The following is a 22,973-nucleotide window of genomic DNA, read 5'->3' as shown; positions in this document are numbered from 1 at the left end:
CTCGCCAGGGGTATGTAGAGCCGATCCGACCGTCCCGTACCCTGTCGCCGTGAGCATGATCGGGGAGTACCTGCGAGTCACACCGAGCCAGCTGGACCAGGCCGTCAAGGATCCCGAATGGGCACTCGATCTCGCCGAGACGGTTCGCGATTCACAGGACGAGAGCAAGCCAACGCCAGCTGAGGCACTACATTTCAGTACCTACAAGACATGGGGTCTGCTCGCATTTTTGTTGCGGCGATCATCTTTCCCCGTAGATATCATCCACGGCGAGGAATGCTTCGCCGAAGATGAAGACTGGGGTTATGGACCTCCACGGTATCTGTCAGTGGAGCGGGTCAGGCTAGCGGCAGAGATCCTGCAGCAGACCACCTATGACCAGCTGATTCGGACGGTCACCCCCTCAGAAATCGCCAATGCCGACATTTACCCCCAAAGCGCGAACTCCGCGGACTCCCTAGAATGGGGGCGTGACTATTTCATTCCCCTGACGGCCTTCTTCCAGGGAGCAGCCGCGGCCGGCCACGCGGTACTGGTCTGGCTCGACTGACCAAGCATGCAAAAGGCCTGCGTTACAGCTCAGGCCCACCAGGTGTGAAGTTACCACTCATCGGACGAGTTCCCACGGCGGCCCCGAAGCATCCAGCCGAAGTCCTCGGCGGGCCGCCCACTTCTCCTTGCCCGAGTGCCGCGACCGCCGATGGGCCCCTAGCGCCCGCTCTCATGATGTAGATCCGGGGCCTGCGCGGGCGCTGGTGCTACCCAGGTGAGCCATCGGTGGAGGGTGCTGAAGTCGGCGTCGGTCAGGCCGTGGCCGGGGTCGACTCGGTGGAGCAGGGCCGGTCCTCGATGGTGTGCCGTGACCCACGTCCGGTCGGGGGAGGTGATCTCGTCGTCGACCCAGGCGAACGGGCGGCCTGCAGCCCAGGTGACCAGGGCGCGGGTTTTCCAGTGCAGGCCGTTGTGTTCATCCCATGCATCGAATTCGGACGGTTCCGGCCACGTCACGACGGCCAGTTCAGGCAGTCCGAGCCGCGGCGCGACGTAGTCGTTGGCGTCGGCCATCCACGTGGTGGCCCAGACAAGCTCACCCGGCAGGGCCGCCAGCCGGGGCCCGTGGCCGGAGTCGATCCTCGCAAGCAGCGGGTTCGCCCCCGATGACGCTGATCCGCAGCCGGGTCCCTGGCTCGGATAGGTGCCCGCCGGGGCGCCGAAGGGAATGAGTGGCCCGTCCACATCAAGGAAGATCAGCGGCTCGCCTACGGAGCTGTCCACGCTCACACCATAGGGCTGATCGATGCGTTGAAGCCCCGAGCGGTAGGCCGTGGCTCGGGCTCCGATCTGCATCAGCCAGGCTCTCGCTCCCAGGGAGTCGGCCCTGGCGCGCCGGCTCGGTCAGACGGCGACGTTGGCGGTCAGGAAGTCGTTGAGGAGGCACACGATCCGCGGGCGAGAGCGGCCACAGGCATTTTCAACGAGAGTCAGCACTGAGAAATTTCAAGATGACTTACGTCCGTCCGTGAGTGTATGCAACGGTCGCCTGGTCCAGGTCGCGCCGCCGGCGGCATCCGCGTACGTCTACTTTCGTCCGTCGTCATTCGCGAACTTGACTGTCGGCACCGTATGGTCCAAGGTGGCACGTAGCTCGCCCTCTAGTCGCCGCGCCGGCCCGCCGGAGGTGGCTGGTCCCCTACTGGAGAGGTGCCTTCCTCGGATCGTACGTCTTCGTCCGCTTCCTGCATCATTAGGCGATGCAGGTGTGCCCCAAAAACCGAACTCGCAAAAATTGCCGGCGGCGCCAAATTGCCTTCTAGAATCTTCAGCTCCTCAAGGGGCCAAAGAATTAGAGCGACAGCGCCGTAAGCTACGGCGAGGTACAGCATCCAACGAAGAATGAGTGCCGGGTGAGCCCGAAGAAACCGCGCTATCGCACGAGGCCCTATCATCTTCTTGAGGTCATCGCTAAGCAATTCGGCAGGCGTCCGGCGCCTTGGTCGCTCGCGATGCCGACCCGCGGGAGGTCCCGCGGAGCTCACTAGATCGCGGGTCCGTCCTCCGCGGCTTCTCACGCTGCGAGCGTCCCACAGCCGCAGAAGGTTCGTAAGGAAGTGCCAGCGTTACGCCGGCCTGACTTCAGCGAGAGCGCGGGCACCCTCCTCGCCGAACTTCAGGTGACCCTCGTCCGCGGCGTGCAGGGGCTCATCGTCGGGTCGACGAAGAACCGCGCCGGGCACTGCGCGATCGCGCTGCCCGAGAAGTGCATCGACGTCCTCCCTCACACGCCGCGCCGGGCGGTCGAGGTGCCGCCCTCGCAGGCCCCGGACGTGCACCCGACGGCGGTGACTCCCCGCAGCAGCAGCGCTGGACGGCGGTGACCAACTGAGCCAGTTGGGGCTCAGGCCGCGGTCGTGAGCTGGGCGGTGAGCGCGGGGTTGTCGATCTCGGCGGCGAGCCGCCGAGCCTCGGGCAGCGCGGCCGAGTCACCAAGCCGGTAGCGGTGCAGGTGGGCATAGGCGAGCAGTTCGCGCATTCCGGCGCCCCGCGCGAGCTCGGCGAGCTCATGGGTCAGCCTCGCGGCACGCGGCTCGTCGCAGCGCAGGAGCGCGTCGGCGATGGTGGCGTTCAGCGCCAGCCCATGGACCCACAGCGAGCTGTCCCGCGGCTGGTGCAGGCGGGCCGCCTGGTGAAACCAGGCACGCGCGGCGGCCTCGTCGCCGACGCCGGCGAACACCAGCCCCAGCCCGCGGGCCGCGAGTTCCTGCCAACAGGGGTCACCGGTCTGGGACGCCGTCAGCCACGCCTGCTCGAATCCGTCGGCCGCACGGTCTACCTCGCCGGCGCGCAGATCAACCTCGGCCCGAAGCGCCAGCGGGAACGGCAGGAACGGAATCCACCGCTGCTCGCGGACGAGTTCCAGCGACCGGGCCAGCGTCGCGGCGGCCTCGGCGCCGTCAGCCCGCAGCAGATGCACCCGGCCCAGGTAGGCGCAGGTCCACGCCTGCTGCCGGGAATCGCCGGCCGACCGGGCGAGCTCCAAGGACTCGTCGAGGCAGGCGAACGCGGCGCGGTAGTCGGCGAGCTCGGTGGCCGCCCAGCCGAGCAGGCCGAGAACCGCGGCCCGCTCCGCGTCCGTTTCCGCCAGTTCCCGCGCGCTGGCCAGCCAGGTGCGCGCGCTCGCGTTCAGCCCGGCCCGGACGTCGATGAGCCCCAACTCCCGGTAGGCGGCCGACGCGGTGGACCGGTCGCCGGAGACCTCGGCCAGTTCCGCCGCCTCGCGCAGGGCCGCGACGGCCTTATCTGCCCGGTGCAGCGCGGTGCCGAGCGCGGTGAGTACCTGCGCTCGCAGCGCTCGGTCCCGGCCAAGAGCCGCCTCGGCGGCGGCCTGGCGCAGGTGGCCCAGTCCGGTGGCGACGGCGCCGGCGCTCGCGGCCGCCTGCCCTGCTCGCAGCAGGCTCACGGCGGCGGTCCGGTGGCTTCCTCGGGGAAGGGCGAGGGAGACCGCCGGAGCGACGACGGCCGGCGCCAGCGCGGCTCGCAGAGCCGGGGACGGTTCGGATCCCAGCTCACGGCGCAGCAGCGCCTCGCAGGCATCGGCCTGCCGCCGGGCCGCCGCGTGACTACCGATCGCGACCAGACCGCGCACGAGCAGTTCGTGGTTGCCCTCGACCAGCGGGTTTCGGGCCACCGCGGCCGAGGCGTACCGGACAGCCTCCTCACCCAGCCCATCAGCCAGCCGGGCCGACGCCACCGAGCGCAGCAGCGCCTCGTGTCGGGCGACCACCCGGTGACGCTCCGCCAGCAGCCACGCCTGGAACGCCGGACGGTCCTGGAGCTCGACGTTCTCCAGCAGTTCCCCGCCCAATTCCAGGAGCACGGCGGGGTCGGCTGGCTCCGCGGCGAGCAGGTCCACGTCGACCGACACGCGACCGGTGAGCTGGGTACTGATCGGGTTGCCCTGGAAAGCGTCAGACTGGCCGAGAGCGCGGCGCAGCTCGCTCAGCGACCAGCGCAGCGCGCCGAGAGGGTCCTCCGCGGTGCCGAACAGCAGGTCCGCCAGGTGCCGCCGGCCCGGTGGACGCTCCGCCAGCAGCAAATAGCCCAGCAGCGCCCACGCCCTGCGCCCACGCGGTGGGAGGACGGTCCGGCCGCCCCGCTCGATCACCGGCTGCCCGATCAACCGGATATGAAGAGTGCCCACGGACCTATGGTCCAGCCTTGGACCACGCCCGTCAGCCCGCCGCCATGTCCGGCCGGTGACAGAAACGACGCCAGCCCGCAACGGCATCAGCTGGCGCACTCTCGACGGGGGCGATGCGCCGAGGTACTCCAAAGATGGATTCGTGCATACTCTCGCCGCAGGTCAGGGTCACGCCCAGCCTCGCCGGGCCTGCAGCAGATCGCCGCCAGATTGGTCTCCGGACGGACGCCGTGAACCCGGCCTTCGGCCGCGAGGCGGGCGTCGCGCCGGGTGACTGGCGGAGGAACGCGAACTGCAGTACGGACCCCGGAAAGTCCAGAGCCCCGCGCTGCCTTGCGGCTGCTGCGGGGCTCTGACCTGTCTCGACCAGACGTGCGCTCGGAGGGACTCGAACCCCCAACCTTCTGATCCGTAGACCTCGGCGGCCGGTCCACGGACGTCCGCAGACGTCCACCGGTCCAGGTCACGGCCTCRGCGACGTCCACCGACGTCCGCTGGCGTCCACCCCCGTTGCAGTACGAATGCAGTACGGCGGCCGGTCGGACGTTCGTCACGGAACGTTGCCAGGACGGACCGGATCGGCCCCAGGTTGGCGAAAACTGGTGGAGCGACTGCCCGATTGACCCCMATGCTTGCCGCGATGAGCATCGAAGCCGAGGACATTCCACCAGCCTGGCATTACGCGTCGTACCGCAGCCTGCTCGGTGAGCTGCAACGAGGTCACGGCATCGCGGTAGTTCGACTGCGTGGCCAGCCTGAACATGCGCAAATAGTCTACGAGTGCACCAGCCGGGATACCCGTTGGGACTGGCAGGTCGACAATCGACGCGGTTATCTAGCCCGGCTGCTGCGTGACCTACGCCTCGATCTGGCTCCGCTGATCGCGCAGCTCCGCGCCTGCGGCCCCGACCGCCCCTGGCCACACCGGGATCCGACCAACGACGACAACCAGTTTCGTCTCACGGTCGGGATCCTCGAGACGCTGGCCCGCGCGGGCAACGCGCAGGCCAGCGAGGCGCTGCGTGGCTACGTCCGCGACGGGCTCCGCTGGGTCGAGGTGCTAGAGGTCATCAGCGAGGAATGGCCCGTCGAGTGGTGGGACGATCTTTGGGAGGCCGCCGCTGCCCGCCTTGACCTCGACGACACCACGCACCTGTTTCCCAGCGGCAAGCCTTGGCGACATTGGCGTGGCCGCGACCCCAGCCTCGATGCCCGCCTCGACGACGCCCTGCCCAACCGCTGCGACAGCCCAGCCACCGGGAACGATCTTACTGAAACGTCCGACGCCGATCTGATCGACCTCCTAYGGGCACCGGACACAGATCGCGGCACCCTCGCAATGGCGCTGCGGCAGATTCGCCGCCGCGGCCATGCCGTACCGGAATTGCTCGAACTGGTCGAGCAGCTGAGAGCCGCTCGGGCCCCGGGCCTCACCCGCGCGCTGCACACACTCGGACCGCTCGTGGTCCCAGCCGCCCGAACCTGGGCCGCCGACTCCGACCACCCCCTGTTCCACGACGCCCCGGATCTCCTCGCCGAACACGGTGACGAACAGGACATCCCGACTCTCCTGACCGCACTCGACCGCCTCGCCGACCAGTGGTGCGGCTACGACCAACTGACCGCGGGCCTCACCCGGATCGTCGCGGCCTTGCCACCGAACGCGCAGACGGACACCCGCGCCCTGCTCGTGCGCCGGCTGCGCTGGCTGGCCATCGCCTCGCCACATTCCTATGAACGGCCCAGTTACCTGCGCAGCCTGCTCCTTCTGGACTGGCAGCACACGCTGAACAACCTGCCGGCCTACCTTTTCGACTGCGAGCCGGAGGTAAGACAGCTAGCCGCCGAGAACATCCCGCTCACCGACAACGTGCGGAGCCTGCTGACTCTTCTGCGCGACGACCCCATCGAGGACGACGACGTCAAGCACGCCGTAGCACGCCGACTATGACGGCCGGCCCAGCGAAGAGCCGTGCCGGTAGGGATCGATCCCCGCGAACAAGCCCCCATGACCGGCGATCCGCCTCGCGCTCGGACGGACTCAACCCGAGCACTTGATCCATAGTTTGATCTGGATCATCCACGGACGTCCACAGCGGTCCGCCGGTGCAGGTCGTCGACCCGGGCGGCTCCATCGCGGTCCACAGTTGTCCGCAAGCGTCCATCGGCTCGCCTGTCACTTTGGCTGTCAGCGTCAACTCGGCGACCTCACGCCGCACTGGCGACTGACCTTCGGGTGGCTTGGGGACGCCGCGGCACGAGGYGGTGGCGTCCCCCGGACTCGGCCCGACTCGAACGGGCTGCCACCCTCTCCTAGTCGTGGGTGCGGTCATCCGGAGCCTCCGCACCTTGGGCGAGGACGATCAAAGCGTAAGGCATGACAGCGGTCTGATCGACCAGGAGATTATGAGATCTTCCATGCCTCGTCCACCGACGTCCGCTGATGCTGGTTGCGGACACAGATCAGTCCGCCGAGCGCGGTGCTCGTCCGCAGTCGTCCACGAGTTTGGCTGCAACCGTCCTCCCAGCCACCCAAGGCCCCGCAACAGGACTTGAAGCCTCCGCCGGAGATTTCCGACCTCCCGGTTACAAGATTTTCTTATTCCACCCTGGATGTTTACCGACATCTTTACAGTCCGCCGGTGCCTTACATGGTTCCACCGTAGCCCGCCGACATCGGCCGGTATTCACAGGTTTGGCCGCACGAATGATCATACCACCCTTCGACCCGCCGCCGCGATAACAAAAATTGCATCCGCACCGGATTCAACGCTTGAGTTTTGAGTGCTCTTCACGCAGCATTCCACTACTATCCTTAATCCACCTTTTTCCGTAGAAGTCGGTAAAACGCATCACCCAAGAATAGTTCCAATCTCTATTTGTAAGACCMTTGATCGGAAAGATGCCCTCCGGTGTTCGATCCGCAATCTCGCCAGCCGAAATGCTCGGAAAATTGATCTCGGACCGCTGCGCGGAGTGACCAGGTGGCGTAGCAATCAGCGAAATAGTTACCTCAAAGAGCGGGTATGGAGATGTCTCATTATTTATTTGGATAGAAGTCGCTCCCCAGTGTCCATCGTAGTCCCAGGGGGCCGTGAACACTACCGAAACGAGTCGAGCTTGAATTTTTTGAGCTTCAAGCTTTTCAGACCTGTCTTTTTCGGTGTCCGCCCTGTTTTTTTGCTGTTGCAGATATATTCCGGCAAATCCAGCGGTAACGCCGAATGCCTGAATCCAGGCGGGGACGTACTCTGCAACCGGTGTCATGAACATATGCTAAGCGGCGTGCGCCTACGACGCGCGATGACTTTGAACCTAATACCATAGGAAAGAGGCGGTCTCCATGCTGGCGGGGCGAAACTGGACGGCGCCACAGCGTTCTGAATGCCTAGCGTCGGTAGTGTAAAACGGTCTCGAACCACCTGCGCCGCATTGCAACCCTAGTAGAGATAGAGCCAACGAGACTCGAACCTCCAACCCACCGATTACAAGATCGGCCCAGCTAGTCCGCTGACGTCCACGCTCGTCCGTCGATCCTAGTTACAGTCCCGCCCGCGTCCACCGCCGTCCGCCGGGGTTGACCGGTGTCCGCGGGCTTGGCTGTACGGATGGCTGTACCAGATGCGCCAACGGCTATCTTGAGCAAGCGAACTGACTGATCTTGAGGGTGGCGCAGTTGAGGTATGACCCTTCTACGCCGGTTCGGATCGATCCATGCCAGTAAGACGACGAATCACCTCAGGGGCATATCGAACGAACAATTCCACAGCGACTTCCACTGGGCCGTCCGCATCAAACTCCCCGGTTCCGTGAACACCATTTCGATACTTGTTGACTTCTTTAAATTTCTCGATATCCTCATTGGCAGTCTTCGGAAAGAATGTCAGCGCGACCGCCGCAAACTTGAATATGATTCCCCGATCTGGGTCGCGGGCCGGATTGCCCGAACTGTCAGATGGGAGCGGCCAGATCAGCTCTCGGACCGCCAAGCCAGAAAGAATAGACCCACCTTCATCCTCGAATCTAATCCTTTCGGCGATATCACCTCGAATGGAACCGAGAACCTTGTTTACACACATATCAATTCCGGCATAAGCCCACATCAATCGTTTGAATGGATCCCGTTCGCCCAGCACGAGAGATATCCATCGACCGATTGAAGATGCTGGACTCTTGCCGCTCTTCGGGAAGTAACTTTGAACGGACTTTAGATCTCCTAAGTCAAGGCTCTCGAAAGGTTTTTGAACTGACACCCTGGCTTGGCCTACTGAGAACAACGGGATGGGGCGAGAAACATTCGGCCCGCACCGCACAAGTATCCCAGATTCTTCRATAAACTCAGAGAGGATTTCTGGGCCAAGTAGGCCAGCGAGGACACCTGTAGCTAGGTCAAGGGTTCGGTTCCGAGCCTCGCGGCTGGAGTCAGCCGCTCGTCTCGCCGAATCGAAATCGAACCACCAGTCTTCAGATTCATCCTTCCCACTCCCGACAGAAATGTCCGAGCGTTCTTCCACCTTTATGCATACATAGATCCGTCCTTTCGTTCTCCAATCATCCGGCGCACTGTAGTCAGATTCCACCTTTTTCGGATCGGAGAGACGGCCCAGGAAATAGAGAGCAGAACACTTAGCCCCAAGGATCTCGTCTGGCACCTCTCCAACTGTGACGCTTACATGGCGGTGTTCGTGTTTGAACGAGATGCCATCCAACAATTGCGGCAGATCTTTATAGGTCTCGGCCGACCTGAAAATCCGGTACGTCCATAGGCTCGTCAWAACCACCGTCGCCCCTCCATCCGTCAACGCGGGCCGGTCCACCTGCTGCAAGTAGGTAGACCTTTACCTGAGCAGCGTACCGAAGGCGACAGTACATTGAGCGTCACACTGTCCGCATCTTGCGTCGCATTCAGTAATACGAATCGATGCCATCGGGTAGGGTGCCGCCATCCATCGGGACCGGCGACCAGGCATGGCCAGCGGGTCGGGATGGGCTCGAAGCTCGCGGCTGGAGGAATACCACATGATCAGCTCCGTCGTCCGCCACCGCCGACTTGTGTAGGTCACAGGTCTCACGACAGTCGTGGCATCACCGCTCGTCCACGCCGTTGCCGTGCGCTAGAGTCCACATCACCTGGCTGGTACGTCATAATGAGTGGCGTGGCGACCTGGCGCGACTACCAAGAAGAGGCCGCAAAATTCTTCCGAAAAATCGGCCTGAGCGCCGAAACGGATGTACGCCTGCACGGCGTCAGAACCTTTCACGACGTCGATGTGGTCGTTCGCTCACACCATTTGGGGTTCGAGACATTGTGGCTAGTCGAATGCAAGCAATGGAACTCCCCAATTACGAAACTGCATGTTCTTGCGCTCCGCGAGATCGTGTCAGACGTTGGCGCGGATCGTGGAATAATACTGGCGGAGAGCGGGTTCCAGAGTGGGGCGCTCGAGGCGGCCCGTCTTACAAATGTTCGGACGACATCGCTCGCAGAATTAAGGATCAGCGCGAGCGATGATATCGGCCGAGCCCGCTTGCGTGAACTTCAAGATCGTATCAGCTCGTGTCGCGAGCGGTATTTCTCTCTCGGTAAGGAATTTCGTATCGAACAGGGACTGYGCCGGGAAGTCTTGATGCACTACGGGTACAGTGGTGATGAGGTTCTTCGCGCTGCGCGGCATGCAGTCAATTCAGCATTGACAGGTTCTGCGCCGGATCAATTTGAGGCAATTTTGATGATGGGTCGGCCGAAGTTGTTCGCTTCTACGACTAACCCTATAGAGGTCGCAGACTTCGTCGATAACATAATTTCTGATCTTGAGAAAAAGCTAGATGCCGCCGAGTCGGCTCTGGAAGGTTAGCTACCTGCTTGGTTTATCGCGCCGATTCTGAGGGTCGGTGCCGTTATCGTCCCGGCCTGTACGATGATCCTCATCGGTGCGAGTGCTGCGACGCGCCGGGGAGCACGGCGCGCCAGCGCCGCGCGCATCCGCCGCGCGGCGCGGCGAAGCCTCTTGATCTCCAAATCGAGTAATTCGGCAACCTGCGGACCTGGTGGCGTACCCGTTCGGTCGGCGAGCGGATGACGGCACGGTGATGTGTGCGCTGAGCTGGAGGTTCGCTCGTCTGGGCTACGCGTTGACGAGCGGTCGGCTAGCGTTCGGCGGGTGGCTGGAGCCGATGACGGGCGTGCGAACGGGCAGGCGTCGGCGGCTTCGCTCGATGTGGCTGCGGCCCGTCGTGTCCTTGTAGACGCCTGCGGCCTTGCATGGCTCGACCCGGGCGACGCGGGGCTGATGAGGCTTGGCGAGCACGCGGTGTTCCGACTTGCTGCGGCGCCTGTCGTCGTTCGGATCGGGCGGTCGGTGGCGTACCTCGAAGCGGCGCGGCGAGAGCTGGTCGTCTCGGAGTGGCTGACCGCTGGCGGGGTGCCCGTGGTCCAGACGGCTCGCGTGGCCGCCGCTCAGCCGCTCGTGGTCGACGGTCGGGTAGTGACGTTCTGGGCGGCGGCTGGAACCGGCGACGACTACGGCTCCGCCGTCGAGCTAGCGGAGATTCTCCGGCGACTGCACGGGTTGGTCGCGCCGGTCGGCCTGGTACTCCCGGACCTCGATCCGTTCGCACGGGCCGACGCTCGTATCCGCGCTTCGACCGGGGTCGCGGACGAGGATCGGCGGTTCCTGCTCGACCGGGTGGCGGAGCTTCGGGAGAGGTACGCCGGGCTGTCGTTCGCCCTGCCGGTGGGGCCGGTCCACGGGGACGCGAACGTCGGGAACGTGCTGCGCGACGAGTCCGGGCGAGCGGTGCTGATCGACCTGGACGGCTTCGCGCGCGGTCCGCGGGAATGGGACCTGCTCCTGACCGCGATGTACGCCGACTCCTACGGCTGGCACAGCGCCGACGAGTACCGGGCGTTCGTCGACTGCTACGGCTTCGACGTCATGGCCTGGGACGGGTACCCCGTTCTGCGGGACGTTCGGGAAACGACGATGGTGATCTGGGTCGGTCAGAACGTCGGCGCAGAGCCTCGTGCGGCGGGAGAGTTCGCGAAGCGGATGGCTGCCCTGCGCTCGGGTGGGAGTCGGCGGGATTGGGCTCCGCTCTGAAGGTGGCGCGACAGCGATGATCGAGCAGTCTGGCCGAGGCGGCGAGATGACGGAGAACAGCACCGACGAGCTGAGCGAGATTCGAGCCGAGCGCGACGCGCTTCGCCGTGAACTCGGCGATCTTCGCGCACACCTCTGCGTAGCGTTGCGGCTCCTGCACCGTGGGCCTGGCCCTCAGGGAATCACGGTGCTGAGCGTCGCCAGTGATCGGGAGATCGTCGAGGCTGTCCGCCGGCTGGTAACCAACGCGACTCCCGCCTCATCCGAGGCACAGCACCGTTAGCGGCGCAGGGAAACGACCGCGGAGTCGGCGATCGGGCGTCAGGCGGTAGCGGGCTGCCAGAGGCGGTGTTCGGCGGCCTGTTCGGTAAAGCGGCGGGCGATCGATGCGCGACCGACCTTGGCGAGTCGGCCGCGGAACTCGGTGACGTACTGGGCGCAGCGGGCTGACTTGAGCTGGTCGCCGATGCTCAACGCCTGGAGAGCGACAGTGCAGGCGGGCTCGGGATCGCCGTGGTCGAGGTGGGCGTCGGCCAGCACCATGGCAGCGAAGAAGTCGGAACGGGCGAAAGTGCCGTCACTGCTGGCTTCGACGGAGCGGCCAGCCCAGGCGCGGGCGCCGGCGGCTCGGCCGAGGTCGCGGAAGCAGTGGCCGAACTCGGCTGACAGCTCGGCCTCGTCGAAGTAGGTGATCCACTCGGGGTCGTCATCCGGGTTGCGACGGGAGAACGCGGCCTCGGCCGCGGACAGGGAAGCGTCGCAGGCGGCGGCGTCGCGGTTCCCAGCGTGGGCGCGGGCTTCCATCGCATGGAACTGGGCGGTCATCGTCGCCGTGGCCACGTCCCTCGTACCGACCACGGCCGTACGCGCGAGACACGCCGCCTGGTGGAAGTCCCCAAGGAACGTGGCCTGGTGGCTCATCGCGGACAGGACGCTACCAGCGAGTCGGCGGTCGTTGGCGTGCTCAGCAAGGTGYAGGGCCTGCACGAGGTAGCGCTGTGCCAGCCCGTGGGTTCCGGCGTCGTATGCCATCCATCCGGCCAACAGCATCGACTCGGCAACGGTAGAGAACAGCCGCTCCCCCGTCGCGGCGTCGTACCGGCCGCGGAGCAGGGTAGCGACGTCGCCGGACAGGAAACTGATCAGACCGTGGCGGGCGTGGCCTCCGCCGTACCGGTTGTCCAGGCCGGCGAACATCGCGGTCGTCGCCTGCACAGCGGTGATGTCCGGGATGCCGACCCGGCGGTCGGAGCTGGGTTGGCGGGGCGCGCGGGGGCCGGTGTGCAACAGCCAGTCCAGCGCGGCTTCCGGCCACATCGTCGAGTCGGGCGCGGCCTGCTCGTTCGGCTGGTCGAGATCGGCGTGCCACAGCGTGGACAGGAAGTCGACGGTGTTCTCAACGCGCGGCCGTGCGGTGGGGACCTCGGGCAGGGTGAACGTCGGCTGTGCGGGCGTGGTGGTCTGGTTCGGGTCGGCGAGTCCGAGGCGTCCGGGCGGGATGCCGAGACCGCTCGCGAAGCGCTCGAAGAGCGCCAGGGTCTCCACGCGGCGCTTGCCCTGCATGATCCCGCTGATGGTGGGCTGGCCGACGCCGATCATGCGGGCTAGCTGGGTCTGGGGGGCGCCGGTCCACTGCTGGTAGATCTTCAGCACCTGGCCCATGTCGCGCTCTGCCAAGGCCTTCGCCATGTCGGGGCGGTCCCACAGCTCGGGCGGGGGCTTGGGGGCGTCGCGATGTGGAGTCATGGTCACGGCTCCTTGGTGCGGCGGGCCGACGCGTGTTCGGGCCTGCACTGTTTGTCGCATTATCCACGGTCGGTATCCATTCGCGTACCTGTTCGTGCCGGCCGGGCGGCACAAGGCTGGCCGTCATGCCCGTCCTGCGGCTGTTCGCGCACGTAGGGCGGGTGATCGAGCCATGACCAGCAGGACAGGAGGATCACGAATGACAGGTGACCCGACGGAACAAGAGGACGGCGGCACCGCGATGCCGGTCGACGGCGAGCAACGACCTGCGGGTGTTCCTGACGCTGAGGGCGGCGTCTCCGCGCGGCCGTGGGCCGGGGACGACTGGGCGCTCGTCGTCGGCTCAGGCTCGGACCTGGCGGAGTTGTACGAGCAGATCGCCCGGCTTCCGACGGGTCTGGCGTTCGTCGAGGCGTTCGGGGATGTCGACCTGGTCCTCGTCTACCGGCCGGCGGGTGAGCCTCGGTCACGGCGGGAACTGCTCGACGCGATCGCGGGCCGCGTCGTCAGCAACGGCGGGATGCTGGTCGGCTCGGACAGCTCCGACGCATGTCTCGGTGGTGAGCGGTTCATGACGTCTTCGGAGCGGGCCGCGTTCGCGGCCGGGCAGGCGGACGCGCTCAGTGCAATGCGGCGGGCGCTGACAGGGATGCGCGGTCGGCGGAGCGGCGGGAACGCGGTGCCGGTGGCGTCATAGGACCTGGCGTCGGACGGCTGACGGGCCGGACCTGCGGGCAATGCCTCGTGGGTTCGGCCCTCGCTGTTTCCGGGAGATCGGCGCTTCGCCGCTGGTCGGGGGCTGGCTGTCGTCCTGGTGGTGCCTACGCCGACGTGAGATGACGAGCAATGCCGTCGATCCGCTGCTCGATGCGGAGCAGGACGGCAAGGATCTTGGCCTGGCCCTCGACCAGACCGGCGAACGCGTCCTCGGCGGACGTGCTCGGCGCGGAGGTGGCTCCCGGCGCGGGTTGACCGAGCAGGACTGACAGCAGATGGTCGGCTGGCCAGTCCAGCGCGCGGCAGACTGCGGCCAGCGTGGCGTCCTGGACGCGGCGGCGGCCGGCTCCGTGCTGCAACACGCGCAGCGTCGCGACCGACACTCCGGCCAGGTCCGCAAGTTCCTGTTGACCGACTCTGCGGGCGGTCATCCGGGCATTGAGCGCCTGCGCGACGGCCCGCCAGTCCTCGCGCGGCGTGCGTACCGGCCGCTCCCCGTTCTTTACCACAAAGCAAACAATATCGTTTCCGGGCTTAGGCGAGAACAACGCGACCTTACTACCTGCATTTCATCCAACGGCGCTATCCAACCATTGGATACCCGCTCGACGAGCGCTCGGCGAGCGGCGCATCGTGTCCGTATCACCGAAGGCGCCCGGAACGTCCGGGCGCGGGTGACTCCACGGAGGTGTGGCGCGGTGGCGATTCCTCGCAGGATTCCGGTGGCGTTCGGGGACGTGTTCCCGAACGGTGCGTACGTGCTCGGTGTGGAGCCGTCGAACGACTTCGAGAAGATGCGGGCGGGCGCGCCGGATCCGCAGGAGCTCGACAAGGAGACCGGCGTTCGCCTGTGGGTGGTTCGGATCATGGATGCGGATCCGACGGCGCGGACGGCGGARCTGAAGGTGAAGATCGCGGCGGAGGTGGCGCCGGTGCCACCGGACCCGATCCCGGGCACGCCGTTTCGGCCGGTGGAGCTGGTCGGGGTGCTGGTGATCCCGTGGGTGGACACGAACGGGTCGCGGCCGCGGCAGATGTTCGCGCTGCGGGCCTCGGGCCTGCGGCCGGCTACCCCGCTGCCGGCTCGGCGCACCCAGGCGGCGGCGTGAGCAGCAAGCGCACGTCACCGACGCGTCTGTCGGCGCATCTGGCGGTCTGCGCTGGGGCGTCGGTCTCCGTCTACACCTATGACGACCGGTCGCCGATCCTGACGCTGTCGACCGGGGACGTCACGGTCACGATCGCGCTGTCGACGACGGACCTCGACTCGACCGCGATGCGGTTCGCTCGGGACCTGGCGGACGCGGCGGCCCGGTTCGCCGAGAACTGCCAGCTTTTCACCGCAACCCCGAGCGCCACCGAGGCCGGCGAAACGTCCGGCCCGGCTTCGGCGGCGGTTCCGTCGATGTCGCGCGCGGCCTGATAGCCGCGTTTTATCGCGGGTTTCCCGGGGCGCCGGTCTGAATCGGCGTCGGCGCCTCGGGGCCTGCCCTCTTTTCTCACGTTTCCTTGCCCTGGCTTTGCCMTGCCGTGAAACGGGTGGTATTCGTCATGCCAAGAATCAACGGGGACCGCCGCATCCCGTCCCTACCCGCGCGCCACGACACGATCCGTGTACCGCTGTGGATGGTGCTCGTCGGCCTCGCGGCCCGGCTGTGCGGCCGGTTCGCGATGCTGCTCGTGCGACACCCGTTCACCGTCGCCGTCCTGGTCATCCTGACCGCGTTCTACCGGAGCACGGGCTTGCTCGGCCTGGCCGCGCTGGCCGGCGCGGTGCTGACGGTCGCGATCGTCTGGCGGCTGGTGCATCGGTGCTCGTTCGACCGGGCGGCCCGGTGGACCTGGGGCCGGCTCCGGTTCGTGGCCGTCTACCGCCGCAAGTGGCGGGCGGCGACCGTGCATTGCGGCCTGGCGATCCAGATCCCCGCCTCCAACGCGGAGCGGGTGACCTTTGACGAGTACTTCCCCCGTATCCGCGGCTTCCGCGCCTCGGTCGCGGTGGAGTCGCTGCGGGTGGAACTGCTACCCGGCCAGACTCCCGACGTCTGGGCGGAGCAGGCGGAGGCGCTGCGGCACATCTACCGGGCGCGGGCGTGCCGGGTCCGTGCGGAGCGGGTCGGGTTCGTCTGGGTCGACTTCTACCGCCGCGACCCGCTGGACACCGTCGTGCCCCCGGCGCCGCTCGATGGGCCGAACGCTCCGGGTGATCTCGAGAGCCTGCCGCTCGGCCGGCGGGAGGACGGCGCGCCGTGGCTGCTGCCGCTGCGCGGCTCCCATGTTCTGGTCGCCGGTGCCACCGGGTCGGGCAAGGGCTCGGTGCTGTGGTCACTGATCCGCGCCCTCGGCCCGGCCGTCTCCGCCGGACTCGCCGAACTGTGGGTCTGCGACCCCAAGGGCGGGATGGAGATGGCCGCGGGGGCGCCGATGTTCGCCCGGTTCGCCTACGACCTGCCCTCCATCGCCGACCTCCTCGACGACGCGGTAGCCCGCATGCAGTCCCGCGCCGACGGGCTGCGGGGTGTGTCCCGGCTCCATGTGCCGACCGTGGGCGACCCGCTGATCGTGGTCGTCGTCGACGAGATCGCCGCACTCACCGCCTACGCGACCGACCGCGATCTCAAGAAGCGACTGTCGGCCTCGCTGCCACTGCTGCTGTCGCAGGGACGGGCGCCGGGCGTGGTCGTGGTGGCCGCGGTCCAGGACCCGCGCAAGGAGACGCTGCCGTTCCGCGACCTGTTCCCGGTCCGGGTCGCGCTGCGCCTGGTCGAAGCCGATCAGGTCGACCTGGTCCTCGGCGCCGGCGCGCACGAGAAGGGCGCCCGCTGCGAAGACATCCCACCCGGCCAGCAGGGCACGGGCTACGTCGCCGAGGACGGCGGCGCCGAACCGATCCGGGTCCGCGCGTCCTTTCCCGATGACGCGGAAATCCGCCGGACCGTCGACCGTTACCGCGTCCCGGCCACCGGCTGGATACCAGAACTGCCGGCCATGCCTGTGCGTCCGCAGCTACCAGCGCCCGCCGTCTGGCCGGACGTGGTGGAGATCCTCCGGGCGCGCGGCTTCGGCGACGTCCTCGGCCTCGACCCGCCGGTCCGGCGGCGACGGCTCTCGTGGTCACGGCCCAAGGTGCGCGGCCGGCGCCCCGCTCCCCGCGGTCGGGCAGACGGCTGGGTTCCCGACCTGACCGAGTACGGCGACCCGTGGACCGACCAATGACCACCGTGGACCACGACGACACCGACCCCGGCGCGGCCAGTCCATCGACCGAGGAGCCGAGGCCTGGTTCACGGCTGGCCCGGATGCGCCAGCCACTCGCCCGCCACGTCGTCGAAGCAGTCGCCGTCGAAGAGGGCGTATGCGTGCGGCCGGTGGCGCTACGCCGCGTCGACCTCGACACCGGCGAGACCACCCTCATCCCCGCACCCTGCGGCGCCACCCTCGCGAGCAAATGCCCGCCGTGTGCGGAGCGGGCGCGGCGGCTGCGGATGGCGCAGTGCAGGAGCGGATGGCACCTCGACGACGAACCGCTGCCCGACCCTGATCCGCCGTCGGACGAAGCCAAGGACCTCTGCCGGCTGCGCGCCGATCTCGAAGCCCTCCGCAAAGAGTCCGAGCAAGCCGGCGACGCGGCCAACGTCGCCGACATCGACGGAGTGATCGGTCATGTCGACGAGGCCCTCGCCGAGCTCGGCGTACGCGGCAAGACAGCGCCGGACAACCGGGAACGGCCACGACGGATCCGCTCGACCCGGCGGCGACAGGACGCCGCGGACCTGCCTCGGCTACCCGTCGACAAGCGCACCATCGGCCGCACCTACACCGCCCCGGACGGCACGACCTGGCGGCCCTCGATGTTCCTCACCCTCACCTGCGACACCTACGGCCGCGTCCTAACCGACGGCACACCCGTCGATCCGGATTCGTACGACTACCGGCGGGCGGCGCGGGACGCGATTCACTTCGCGAAACTGATCGATCGGTTCTGGCAGAACCTGCGCCGCGCTGTGGGCTGGGACGTCCAGTACTTCGCGGTCCTGGAACCACAGCGACGGCTCGCCCCGCACCTACACGCCGCGTTCCGCGGAACCGTTCCCCGCATCGTGCTGCGCCAGGTCGCGGCCGCGACCTACCACCAGGTGTGGTGGCCGGCTACCGGCACGCCCGCATACGCGCCGGACGGTCCTGATCTGCCTACGTGGGACGAGCAGACGGGCAGCTACGTCGATCCGGTCACCGGGGCAGAGCTGGTCTCATGGGATGACGCGCTCAATGCCATCGGCCCGGACGACGAACCAGCCCATGTCGTCCGGTTCGGGCCGCAGATCCGCGCGGACGGCGTCACCGCCAACGGCGAGACCGCCGGGAAGTTGATCGGCTATCTGACCAAGTACCTGACCAAATCGTTGGATGGCTGCCACGCGGTCGAGACGGACCGCCAGCGGGCACACGTCGACCGGCTGGCGGCGGCGCTGCGCTATGAGCCGTGCTCGCCGATCTGCGCGAACTGGCTCCTGCACGGGATCGCGCCGAAGAACGCCCGGCCCGGCCTCGCTCCCGGCCGGTGCAAGGGCAAGACCCACCGGCGGGAAACGCTCGGCTTCGGCGGCCGGCGGGTCCTGGTCTCCCGCAAGTGGTCCGGCAAGACCCTCGGCGACCACAAAGCCGACCGGATCGACTTCGTCCGCGCCCAGCTCGAAGCCCTCGGCCACCGGCCCGACGACGGCAGTCCGGCAGAGCAGCCGGTCGCCAACTCGGCGAACGCGCCACGGCTGGCCTGGGAACTGGTCCGGCCCGGCGACCAGGATGCGCCCCGACGCGAACATCTGATCTTGCGCGCGATCGCGAACCGGCAACGCTGGCGCGCGCAGTTGATACCCCCGGACGCGACCGGACCCCCGGGCCGAGACCGGCCGTCCGCGGCCTGACCCGCCATCCGCTCCGACCCTCGCGCCCGGGAGAGACCGCCGTGACCAAGCTCCTACTGACCCCCGCAGAGGCAGCCGAACAACTCGGCCTCGGCCGCTCCACCGTCTACGAACTCCTCGCCACCGGCGAACTCGAATCCATCTGCATCGGCCGCGCCAGACGCATCCCCCACKACGCACTCCTCGCCTACATCGGCCGGCTCCGCGGCGGCCAGAACGGCACGGCGGCATGACACGGGCTACGCCACAGCAGGCGCGCGGACCTCCAACGCCGATCGCTACCCGGCGTCGGCTGGTCCAAGGTCGGGCCGATGCTCGGCAATCCAGCGCTCGACGTCCTCCGCGCGCCAGATCCGGCCGGCGGCGAGATCGGCAACGGGCTTCGGGAACGTCGGGTCACTGCCGGCGATCTGGCTCACGCGCTGCCGGCTCACACCCAGCCGCTTCCCGACCTCGGCGGCCCCCATGAGGTGATGCACACCAGAACCGTACTTGACGGTTGCCTACCCGGCATCCACACTCGACACCAAGGCACTAGGCAACCGTCAAGTGCCTGAACGGAAAGGCGGTCCCGGCGGGTGCGCCAACACCCAACCGGGACCTGAGACCCCACCCCTTGCATCCACAAGGAGCGAAGCCCTATGCCCATTTTCTCTTCCGGAGGCTTTGGCGCGTGGCGCACCCCTGGTGACGACTCGCCGCTCGTCTCGACGCAGACGACCGACACCGGCCACGAGCTGACGATCCGCCCCGGCGCCGACGTCGGCGACCTGGTGGCGATCCTCGCGGACCTCCCGCCGGACGCCTTCTTCACCGAGCACTTCGGYGACATCGACGTGGTCCTCGTCTTCCGGCACCTGCCCGGCACCCCGGCGCTCGTACCCGCGGGCGTGGCGCCCTCGACGGACCCGGCAGCGGCAGGCGTCTCCMGCCCGTAACGGCACCCCTGCCTGCACCACCCCCATTTTTCTTCCGTTCTCTGGCGGCCTTTCCAGCTGTCGGGGTGTCGGACGGGTCCAGGGTCGGCCGAAGGCCGATCGCGCAGCGACGCGCAGCGCCCTGGACGCGGCCGGCGCCCCGACAGACCCTCCTCCGCCCAGAGAACGGAACCCCAACCGGCACCCGGCAGCGGTAGACGCGCCCGGTGATCCGGTCCGCTCTCTTCCGGCAAGGAGCCGAACCGACCATGCCCGAAAACACGCCCACCCCACCGCGCATCACCCCCGCGCAGGCGCTTCACGAACACCTCGACCGGGCCGCGCTCGGCCAGGGCGTCGGCTACCCGCAGCCCGACGGCGAAACGAAATTCGCCTGCGACATGGAAGACAGCCCGTACGGCTGCCCCTGGTGCGATCACTTCGAGTGGCCCGACGGCAACCCGCTGGACGTGGCGTGATGGCCGCGCGCAAGGCACGCCGCGGCGATGGCGACGAGACGACCAACCAGGACTCGGTAGCCAGCACTGACACCGACCAGACCTCGACAGAACGAACGCGGCGCAACCGCCGTGCACACGGCGAGGGTTCGGTGTTCTGGCGCGAGGATCGGAAGCGCTGGGTCGTCGAGATCGACTACGGCATCGTGAACGGCAGGCGCAAGAAGGTACCGCGCTACTTCAAGACCCAAGAGGAAGCGATCGCGGCCCAGCAGGAGGCGCGGCAGGCTCAGGCCGACGGCGTCGCGAATCTTGACCGCCCCGCGCGGTTCGGCGACTTCCTGACGTACTGGCTCGACGAGGTGGTCATGCCGTCCGAGCGCGCGCTGTCCACGAAGTCCAGCTACCGCGACAACGTCGAGAACCACGTCCGGCCCGGCCTCGGGAAGATCCGCGTCGTCGACCTCAAGCACGAGGACGTGCAGCGCTTCCTGAACGGCAAGGCGGTAGCCGGCTACAGCACGTCGACCATGCGCACCTTGCGGACGATCATCTCTCAGGCACTCGACGAAGCGGTCATCACGGAGAAGGCATCCCGCAACGTCGCGAAGACGGTCCGCGTCCCCAAGGCCCGTAAGCCACGGCGTCAGGTCTCGGCGCTGAACCGTGACGATGGTCTCCAACTACTCGCGGCGGCTGAACCGACCCGGTTCTACGCGGTCTACGTCCTGCTCGCGATGGTCGGGCTACGACGCGGTGAAGTGCTCGCGCTGCGCTGGCGCGACTTCAACGAGAGCGCGGGCACCCTCCGCGTCGAACTCCAGGTGACCCGCGTTCGCGGCGTCCAGGGCCTCATCGTCGGGCCGACCAAGAGCCGCGCCGGCCAGCGGACGATCGCACTACCCGGGAAGTGCATCGACGTCCTGAAGACACACCGGCGCCACCTCGCGGCCGAACGACAGGCGGCCGGCAAGCGCTGGGAGGAGAACGRCTTGATCTTCCCCAACACCGTTGGTCGCTACCAGGAACCGCGCGCCCTGAACACGCACCTGGCCGCGCTGTGTAAAGAGGCGGGCCTACGCCACCTCGGCCCGCACGCCCTCCGCCACACCGCCGCGACCATGGCCTACGCCCTGGGCGTCGACTGGAAGCAGATTCAGGCGATGCTCGGCCACACGATGCTCTCGACCACGATGGACATCTACGTCGACATGGTCGAAGACGTCAGCCGCGACGCGGCGACCAAGCTCGATGCCTGGTTCGACACGGCGGACGACGCCGAGGACCAGGAGGACGACGAGCCGAGCGACCCGGACGACAGGGCGGAAGCGGGCTGACAGTCCCTAGCCTGTCAACTTGGCTGTCAAAGAGCAGAGCCCCGCGCTGCCTTGCGGCTGCTGCGGGGCTCTGACCTGTCTCGACCAGACGTGCGCTCGGAGGGACTCGAACCCCCAACCTTCTGATCCGTAGTCAGATGCTCTATCCGTTGAGCTACGAGCGCATCTTGCGGGTCCAGCGGTGTCGGCCGCTCCTAGCGGCTGACTGGAAGCAGCTTACAGCACGGACGGGGCGGCGATCGAACCGGTAGACGGGGTTCTCGGAGCCCAGGCCGGACAGGGATCTGATAGGCCTACGCGCCGGGAGCCTGCGGGGGTGACCAGGCGCGGCAGCGCCCAGGCATCTCCTTCGGGAGGTGTTCGACCTGTCGGCCGAGGCGGACCTGCGCGTCAGGCCGCTGGGCGGAGTGCCGCGCGACGGGTGGACGGGCGGACGGGCGGACGGGCGGACGACAGCGATGATCGCCGGGAGAGGGTAGATGATCGCCGCACCGGACGAGGTTCCGATGGCCGTTGCTGCCCATAAGGGGCGTGAGCGGAGACGGCCGCGCATCGCGGCGATGGGGACGGCGGTGGCTCCCAGGGACCATAGGGGATCGACTCCCAGGGACCATAAGGGATCGATAGGGCGACCGTAGTAAGGCACCGATCCCTGGCACCGGACGTTCGCCTTTCGGGACAAGAAGCCGGCAGCAATGAGGTTTCTTGCTCCGGCTTTCGTTAGGTGACGCCGCCCGTCCGACGATCATCTATTCGCGGCTGGATGATCCTTGTCAGGATTTCAGCATGAGGGCCCCACGAGAAGTGAGAGGCTTCGTGCCCATGCGCCATGCCGCCCGGCGAAGCCGTAACATCAGTTGCAGACTGGCGTTTTTGCCGGTCCGCGAGCGGGAGGAGCCGCGCACATGCCAGATCTGGGCGCACCGGAACTGATCATCATTGCGGTCGTGGTGCTGGTCCTGTTCGGCTCGAAGAAGCTGCCCGAGGCCGCGCGCTCGCTCGGACGCTCCATGCGCATCTTCAAGTCCGAGGTCAAGGCCATGGGCGACGAGGCCGCCCCGGCCGCCGCCCCGGCCGGGGCCACCCCGCCAGCTGCCACCCTGCCAGCCGCCATCGCGGCAGCCGCCGCGTCGCCGGCCGGCGATGCGGCCCCGGCGCCCGTCTCCACCACCGCCACGGCCAGCCACCCCGTCGAGGCCACCAAGGCCGCCGCGGTGGCCGACAAGGCCAACAGCGCCAGCTAACTTCACGCCCGGAATGGCCGGCCGCCTAGCGCGACCGAACACGGCGCCTACGACGTGACGTCATCGATTCAGCTCGGCGAATCCAGCTCGGCGACCATCGCGCGCTCCGGCGACGTTCGCTCGCCCGACCGTCACCACRGAAGATCGCGACGACTGTATCGAAATCCGAACTCCGAGCCCTCGCCAGTTCGGATTTCGATACAGAACCGACGATCAAGCTCCTGATGCGGCGGTGCCGCTGCGCAGTCCTGGCCAGAATCGCTTCCCCACAGCCGGTGGCACGCCCCACAACCCAGTAGCGGCTGACGGCTGACGGCTGACGGCTGACGGC

General features: G+C 67.4%; 23 protein-coding genes and 1 tRNA gene. 16 read left to right on the top strand and 8 right to left on the bottom strand.

Annotation, left to right across the window (positions count from 1 at the left end; translation table 11 throughout):
- Positions 1–55: 55 nt before the first annotated feature.
- Entirely contained in the window at positions 56–550 is a 495-nt protein-coding gene (locus BCD49_RS00685; RefSeq protein ID WP_007508786.1) for a DUF1877 family protein, read from the top strand.
- Positions 551–708: 158 nt separating this feature from the next.
- Here BCD49_RS00685 and BCD49_RS00680 read toward each other — a convergent pair whose 3' ends face one another.
- Positions 709–1,275 carry a hypothetical protein gene (locus BCD49_RS00680; RefSeq protein WP_035926064.1) on the bottom strand — a complete coding sequence of 189 codons (567 nt, stop codon included), beginning with the start codon at positions 1,273–1,275 and terminating at the stop codon, positions 709–711.
- An 833-nt stretch (positions 1,276–2,108) separates the two neighbouring features.
- Here BCD49_RS00680 and BCD49_RS43915 point away from each other — a divergent pair.
- Positions 2,109–2,375 carry a hypothetical protein gene (locus BCD49_RS43915; protein WP_007508782.1) on the top strand — a complete coding sequence of 89 codons (267 nt, stop codon included), beginning with the start codon at positions 2,109–2,111 and terminating at the stop codon, positions 2,373–2,375.
- A gap of 20 nt (positions 2,376–2,395) precedes the next feature.
- On the opposite strand, the gene BCD49_RS00670 is transcribed toward BCD49_RS43915, so the two are convergent.
- Complete coding sequence (locus BCD49_RS00670) at positions 2,396–4,198, bottom strand: AfsR/SARP family transcriptional regulator (RefSeq protein ID WP_007508780.1); 1,803 nt, start codon at positions 4,196–4,198, stop codon at positions 2,396–2,398.
- 640 nt (positions 4,199–4,838) lie between these two features.
- Between BCD49_RS00670 and BCD49_RS00665 the strand changes: the two genes are divergently transcribed.
- Positions 4,839–6,149, top strand: coding sequence for a hypothetical protein (locus BCD49_RS00665; protein WP_071040998.1), 1,311 nt, complete (start codon positions 4,839–4,841; stop codon positions 6,147–6,149).
- An 815-nt stretch (positions 6,150–6,964) separates the two neighbouring features.
- On the opposite strand, the gene BCD49_RS43045 is transcribed toward BCD49_RS00665, so the two are convergent.
- Positions 6,965–7,465 (bottom strand): hypothetical protein, encoded by a 501-nt coding sequence (locus BCD49_RS43045; RefSeq protein ID WP_131803348.1) that lies wholly within the window; start codon positions 7,463–7,465, stop codon positions 6,965–6,967.
- Positions 7,466–7,890: 425 nt separating this feature from the next.
- Complete coding sequence (locus tag BCD49_RS43040) at positions 7,891–9,024, bottom strand: hypothetical protein (RefSeq protein ID WP_131803347.1); 1,134 nt, start codon at positions 9,022–9,024, stop codon at positions 7,891–7,893.
- Between the two features lie 321 nt (positions 9,025–9,345).
- Between BCD49_RS43040 and BCD49_RS40085 the strand changes: the two genes are divergently transcribed.
- From BCD49_RS40085 to BCD49_RS00655, 3 genes are all read left to right on the top strand, one after another.
- The gene (locus BCD49_RS40085; RefSeq protein WP_241832223.1) at positions 9,346–10,053 is read left to right on the top strand and encodes a restriction endonuclease; all 708 of its coding nucleotides are present in this window, start codon (positions 9,346–9,348) and stop codon (positions 10,051–10,053) included.
- Between the two features lie 306 nt (positions 10,054–10,359).
- Positions 10,360–11,298, top strand: a complete 939-nt coding sequence (locus BCD49_RS00660; protein ID WP_335341665.1) for a phosphotransferase family protein — start codon at positions 10,360–10,362, stop codon at positions 11,296–11,298.
- A 16-nt stretch (positions 11,299–11,314) separates the two neighbouring features.
- Complete coding sequence (locus BCD49_RS00655; RefSeq protein ID WP_027140208.1) at positions 11,315–11,581, top strand: hypothetical protein; 267 nt, start codon at positions 11,315–11,317, stop codon at positions 11,579–11,581.
- 38 nt (positions 11,582–11,619) lie between these two features.
- Here BCD49_RS00655 and BCD49_RS00650 read toward each other — a convergent pair whose 3' ends face one another.
- Positions 11,620–13,044, bottom strand: coding sequence for a helix-turn-helix domain-containing protein (locus BCD49_RS00650; protein WP_007508771.1), 1,425 nt, complete (start codon positions 13,042–13,044; stop codon positions 11,620–11,622).
- Between the two features lie 199 nt (positions 13,045–13,243).
- Between BCD49_RS00650 and BCD49_RS00645 the strand changes: the two genes are divergently transcribed.
- Positions 13,244–13,741, top strand: coding sequence for a hypothetical protein (locus tag BCD49_RS00645; RefSeq protein WP_007508770.1), 498 nt, complete (start codon positions 13,244–13,246; stop codon positions 13,739–13,741).
- 124 nt (positions 13,742–13,865) lie between these two features.
- Here the strand turns inward: BCD49_RS00645 and BCD49_RS00640 are convergent, their stop codons facing one another.
- Positions 13,866–14,270, bottom strand: a complete 405-nt coding sequence (locus BCD49_RS00640) for a helix-turn-helix domain-containing protein (protein WP_007508769.1) — start codon at positions 14,268–14,270, stop codon at positions 13,866–13,868.
- A 189-nt stretch (positions 14,271–14,459) separates the two neighbouring features.
- Here BCD49_RS00640 and BCD49_RS00635 point away from each other — a divergent pair, with 189 nt between their 5' ends.
- The 5 genes from BCD49_RS00635 to BCD49_RS00615 all read left to right on the top strand — a co-directional run bounded on the left by BCD49_RS00635 (position 14,460) and on the right by BCD49_RS00615 (position 18,919).
- Positions 14,460–14,870 carry a hypothetical protein gene (locus BCD49_RS00635; protein WP_007508768.1) on the top strand — a complete coding sequence of 137 codons (411 nt, stop codon included), beginning with the start codon at positions 14,460–14,462 and terminating at the stop codon, positions 14,868–14,870.
- On the top strand, positions 14,867–15,184 hold the full coding sequence (locus BCD49_RS00630; protein ID WP_007508767.1) for a hypothetical protein: 318 nt from the start codon (positions 14,867–14,869) through the stop codon (positions 15,182–15,184). The genes BCD49_RS00635 and BCD49_RS00630 overlap by 4 nt, the downstream gene beginning before the upstream one ends.
- A 128-nt stretch (positions 15,185–15,312) precedes the next feature.
- The gene (locus BCD49_RS00625) at positions 15,313–16,977 is read left to right on the top strand and encodes an FtsK/SpoIIIE domain-containing protein (protein WP_007508766.1); all 1,665 of its coding nucleotides are present in this window, start codon (positions 15,313–15,315) and stop codon (positions 16,975–16,977) included.
- Positions 16,974–18,686 carry a replication initiator gene (locus BCD49_RS00620; RefSeq protein ID WP_007508765.1) on the top strand — a complete coding sequence of 571 codons (1,713 nt, stop codon included), beginning with the start codon at positions 16,974–16,976 and terminating at the stop codon, positions 18,684–18,686. Before BCD49_RS00625 ends, BCD49_RS00620 begins: the two co-directional genes overlap by 4 nt.
- Before the next feature lie 41 nt (positions 18,687–18,727).
- Positions 18,728–18,919 (top strand): helix-turn-helix domain-containing protein, encoded by a 192-nt coding sequence (locus BCD49_RS00615; RefSeq protein ID WP_071040996.1) that lies wholly within the window; start codon positions 18,728–18,730, stop codon positions 18,917–18,919.
- A 45-nt stretch (positions 18,920–18,964) separates the two neighbouring features.
- On the opposite strand, the gene BCD49_RS00610 is transcribed toward BCD49_RS00615, so the two are convergent.
- The gene (locus BCD49_RS00610) at positions 18,965–19,153 is read right to left on the bottom strand and encodes a helix-turn-helix transcriptional regulator (protein ID WP_007508762.1); all 189 of its coding nucleotides are present in this window, start codon (positions 19,151–19,153) and stop codon (positions 18,965–18,967) included.
- A 174-nt stretch (positions 19,154–19,327) separates the two neighbouring features.
- Between BCD49_RS00610 and BCD49_RS00605 the strand changes: the two genes are divergently transcribed.
- From BCD49_RS00605 to BCD49_RS00595, 3 genes are all read left to right on the top strand, one after another.
- On the top strand, positions 19,328–19,624 hold the full coding sequence (locus tag BCD49_RS00605) for a hypothetical protein (RefSeq protein ID WP_071040994.1): 297 nt from the start codon (positions 19,328–19,330) through the stop codon (positions 19,622–19,624).
- A 248-nt stretch (positions 19,625–19,872) separates the two neighbouring features.
- Complete coding sequence (locus BCD49_RS00600; protein WP_007508760.1) at positions 19,873–20,082, top strand: hypothetical protein; 210 nt, start codon at positions 19,873–19,875, stop codon at positions 20,080–20,082.
- The gene (locus tag BCD49_RS00595) at positions 20,082–21,398 is read left to right on the top strand and encodes a tyrosine-type recombinase/integrase (RefSeq protein ID WP_083401170.1); all 1,317 of its coding nucleotides are present in this window, start codon (positions 20,082–20,084) and stop codon (positions 21,396–21,398) included. The genes BCD49_RS00600 and BCD49_RS00595 overlap by 1 nt, the downstream gene beginning before the upstream one ends.
- A gap of 91 nt (positions 21,399–21,489) precedes the next feature.
- Here BCD49_RS00595 and BCD49_RS00590 read toward each other — a convergent pair.
- Positions 21,490–21,562, bottom strand: a tRNA-Arg gene (locus BCD49_RS00590).
- A gap of 741 nt (positions 21,563–22,303) precedes the next feature.
- Here BCD49_RS00590 and tatA point away from each other — a divergent pair.
- Complete coding sequence (gene tatA, locus BCD49_RS00585) at positions 22,304–22,642, top strand: Sec-independent protein translocase subunit TatA (RefSeq protein WP_007508758.1); 339 nt, start codon at positions 22,304–22,306, stop codon at positions 22,640–22,642.
- Positions 22,643–22,973: the final 331 nt, after the last annotated feature.

It is taken from the genome of Pseudofrankia sp. EUN1h, from assembly GCF_001854645.1.
GTDB lineage: Bacteria > Actinomycetota > Actinomycetes > Frankiales > Frankiaceae > Pseudofrankia > Pseudofrankia saprophytica.
The sequence above is the reverse complement of the archived record's forward strand: the minus strand, read 5'-3'. Positions and strand labels throughout refer to the sequence as shown.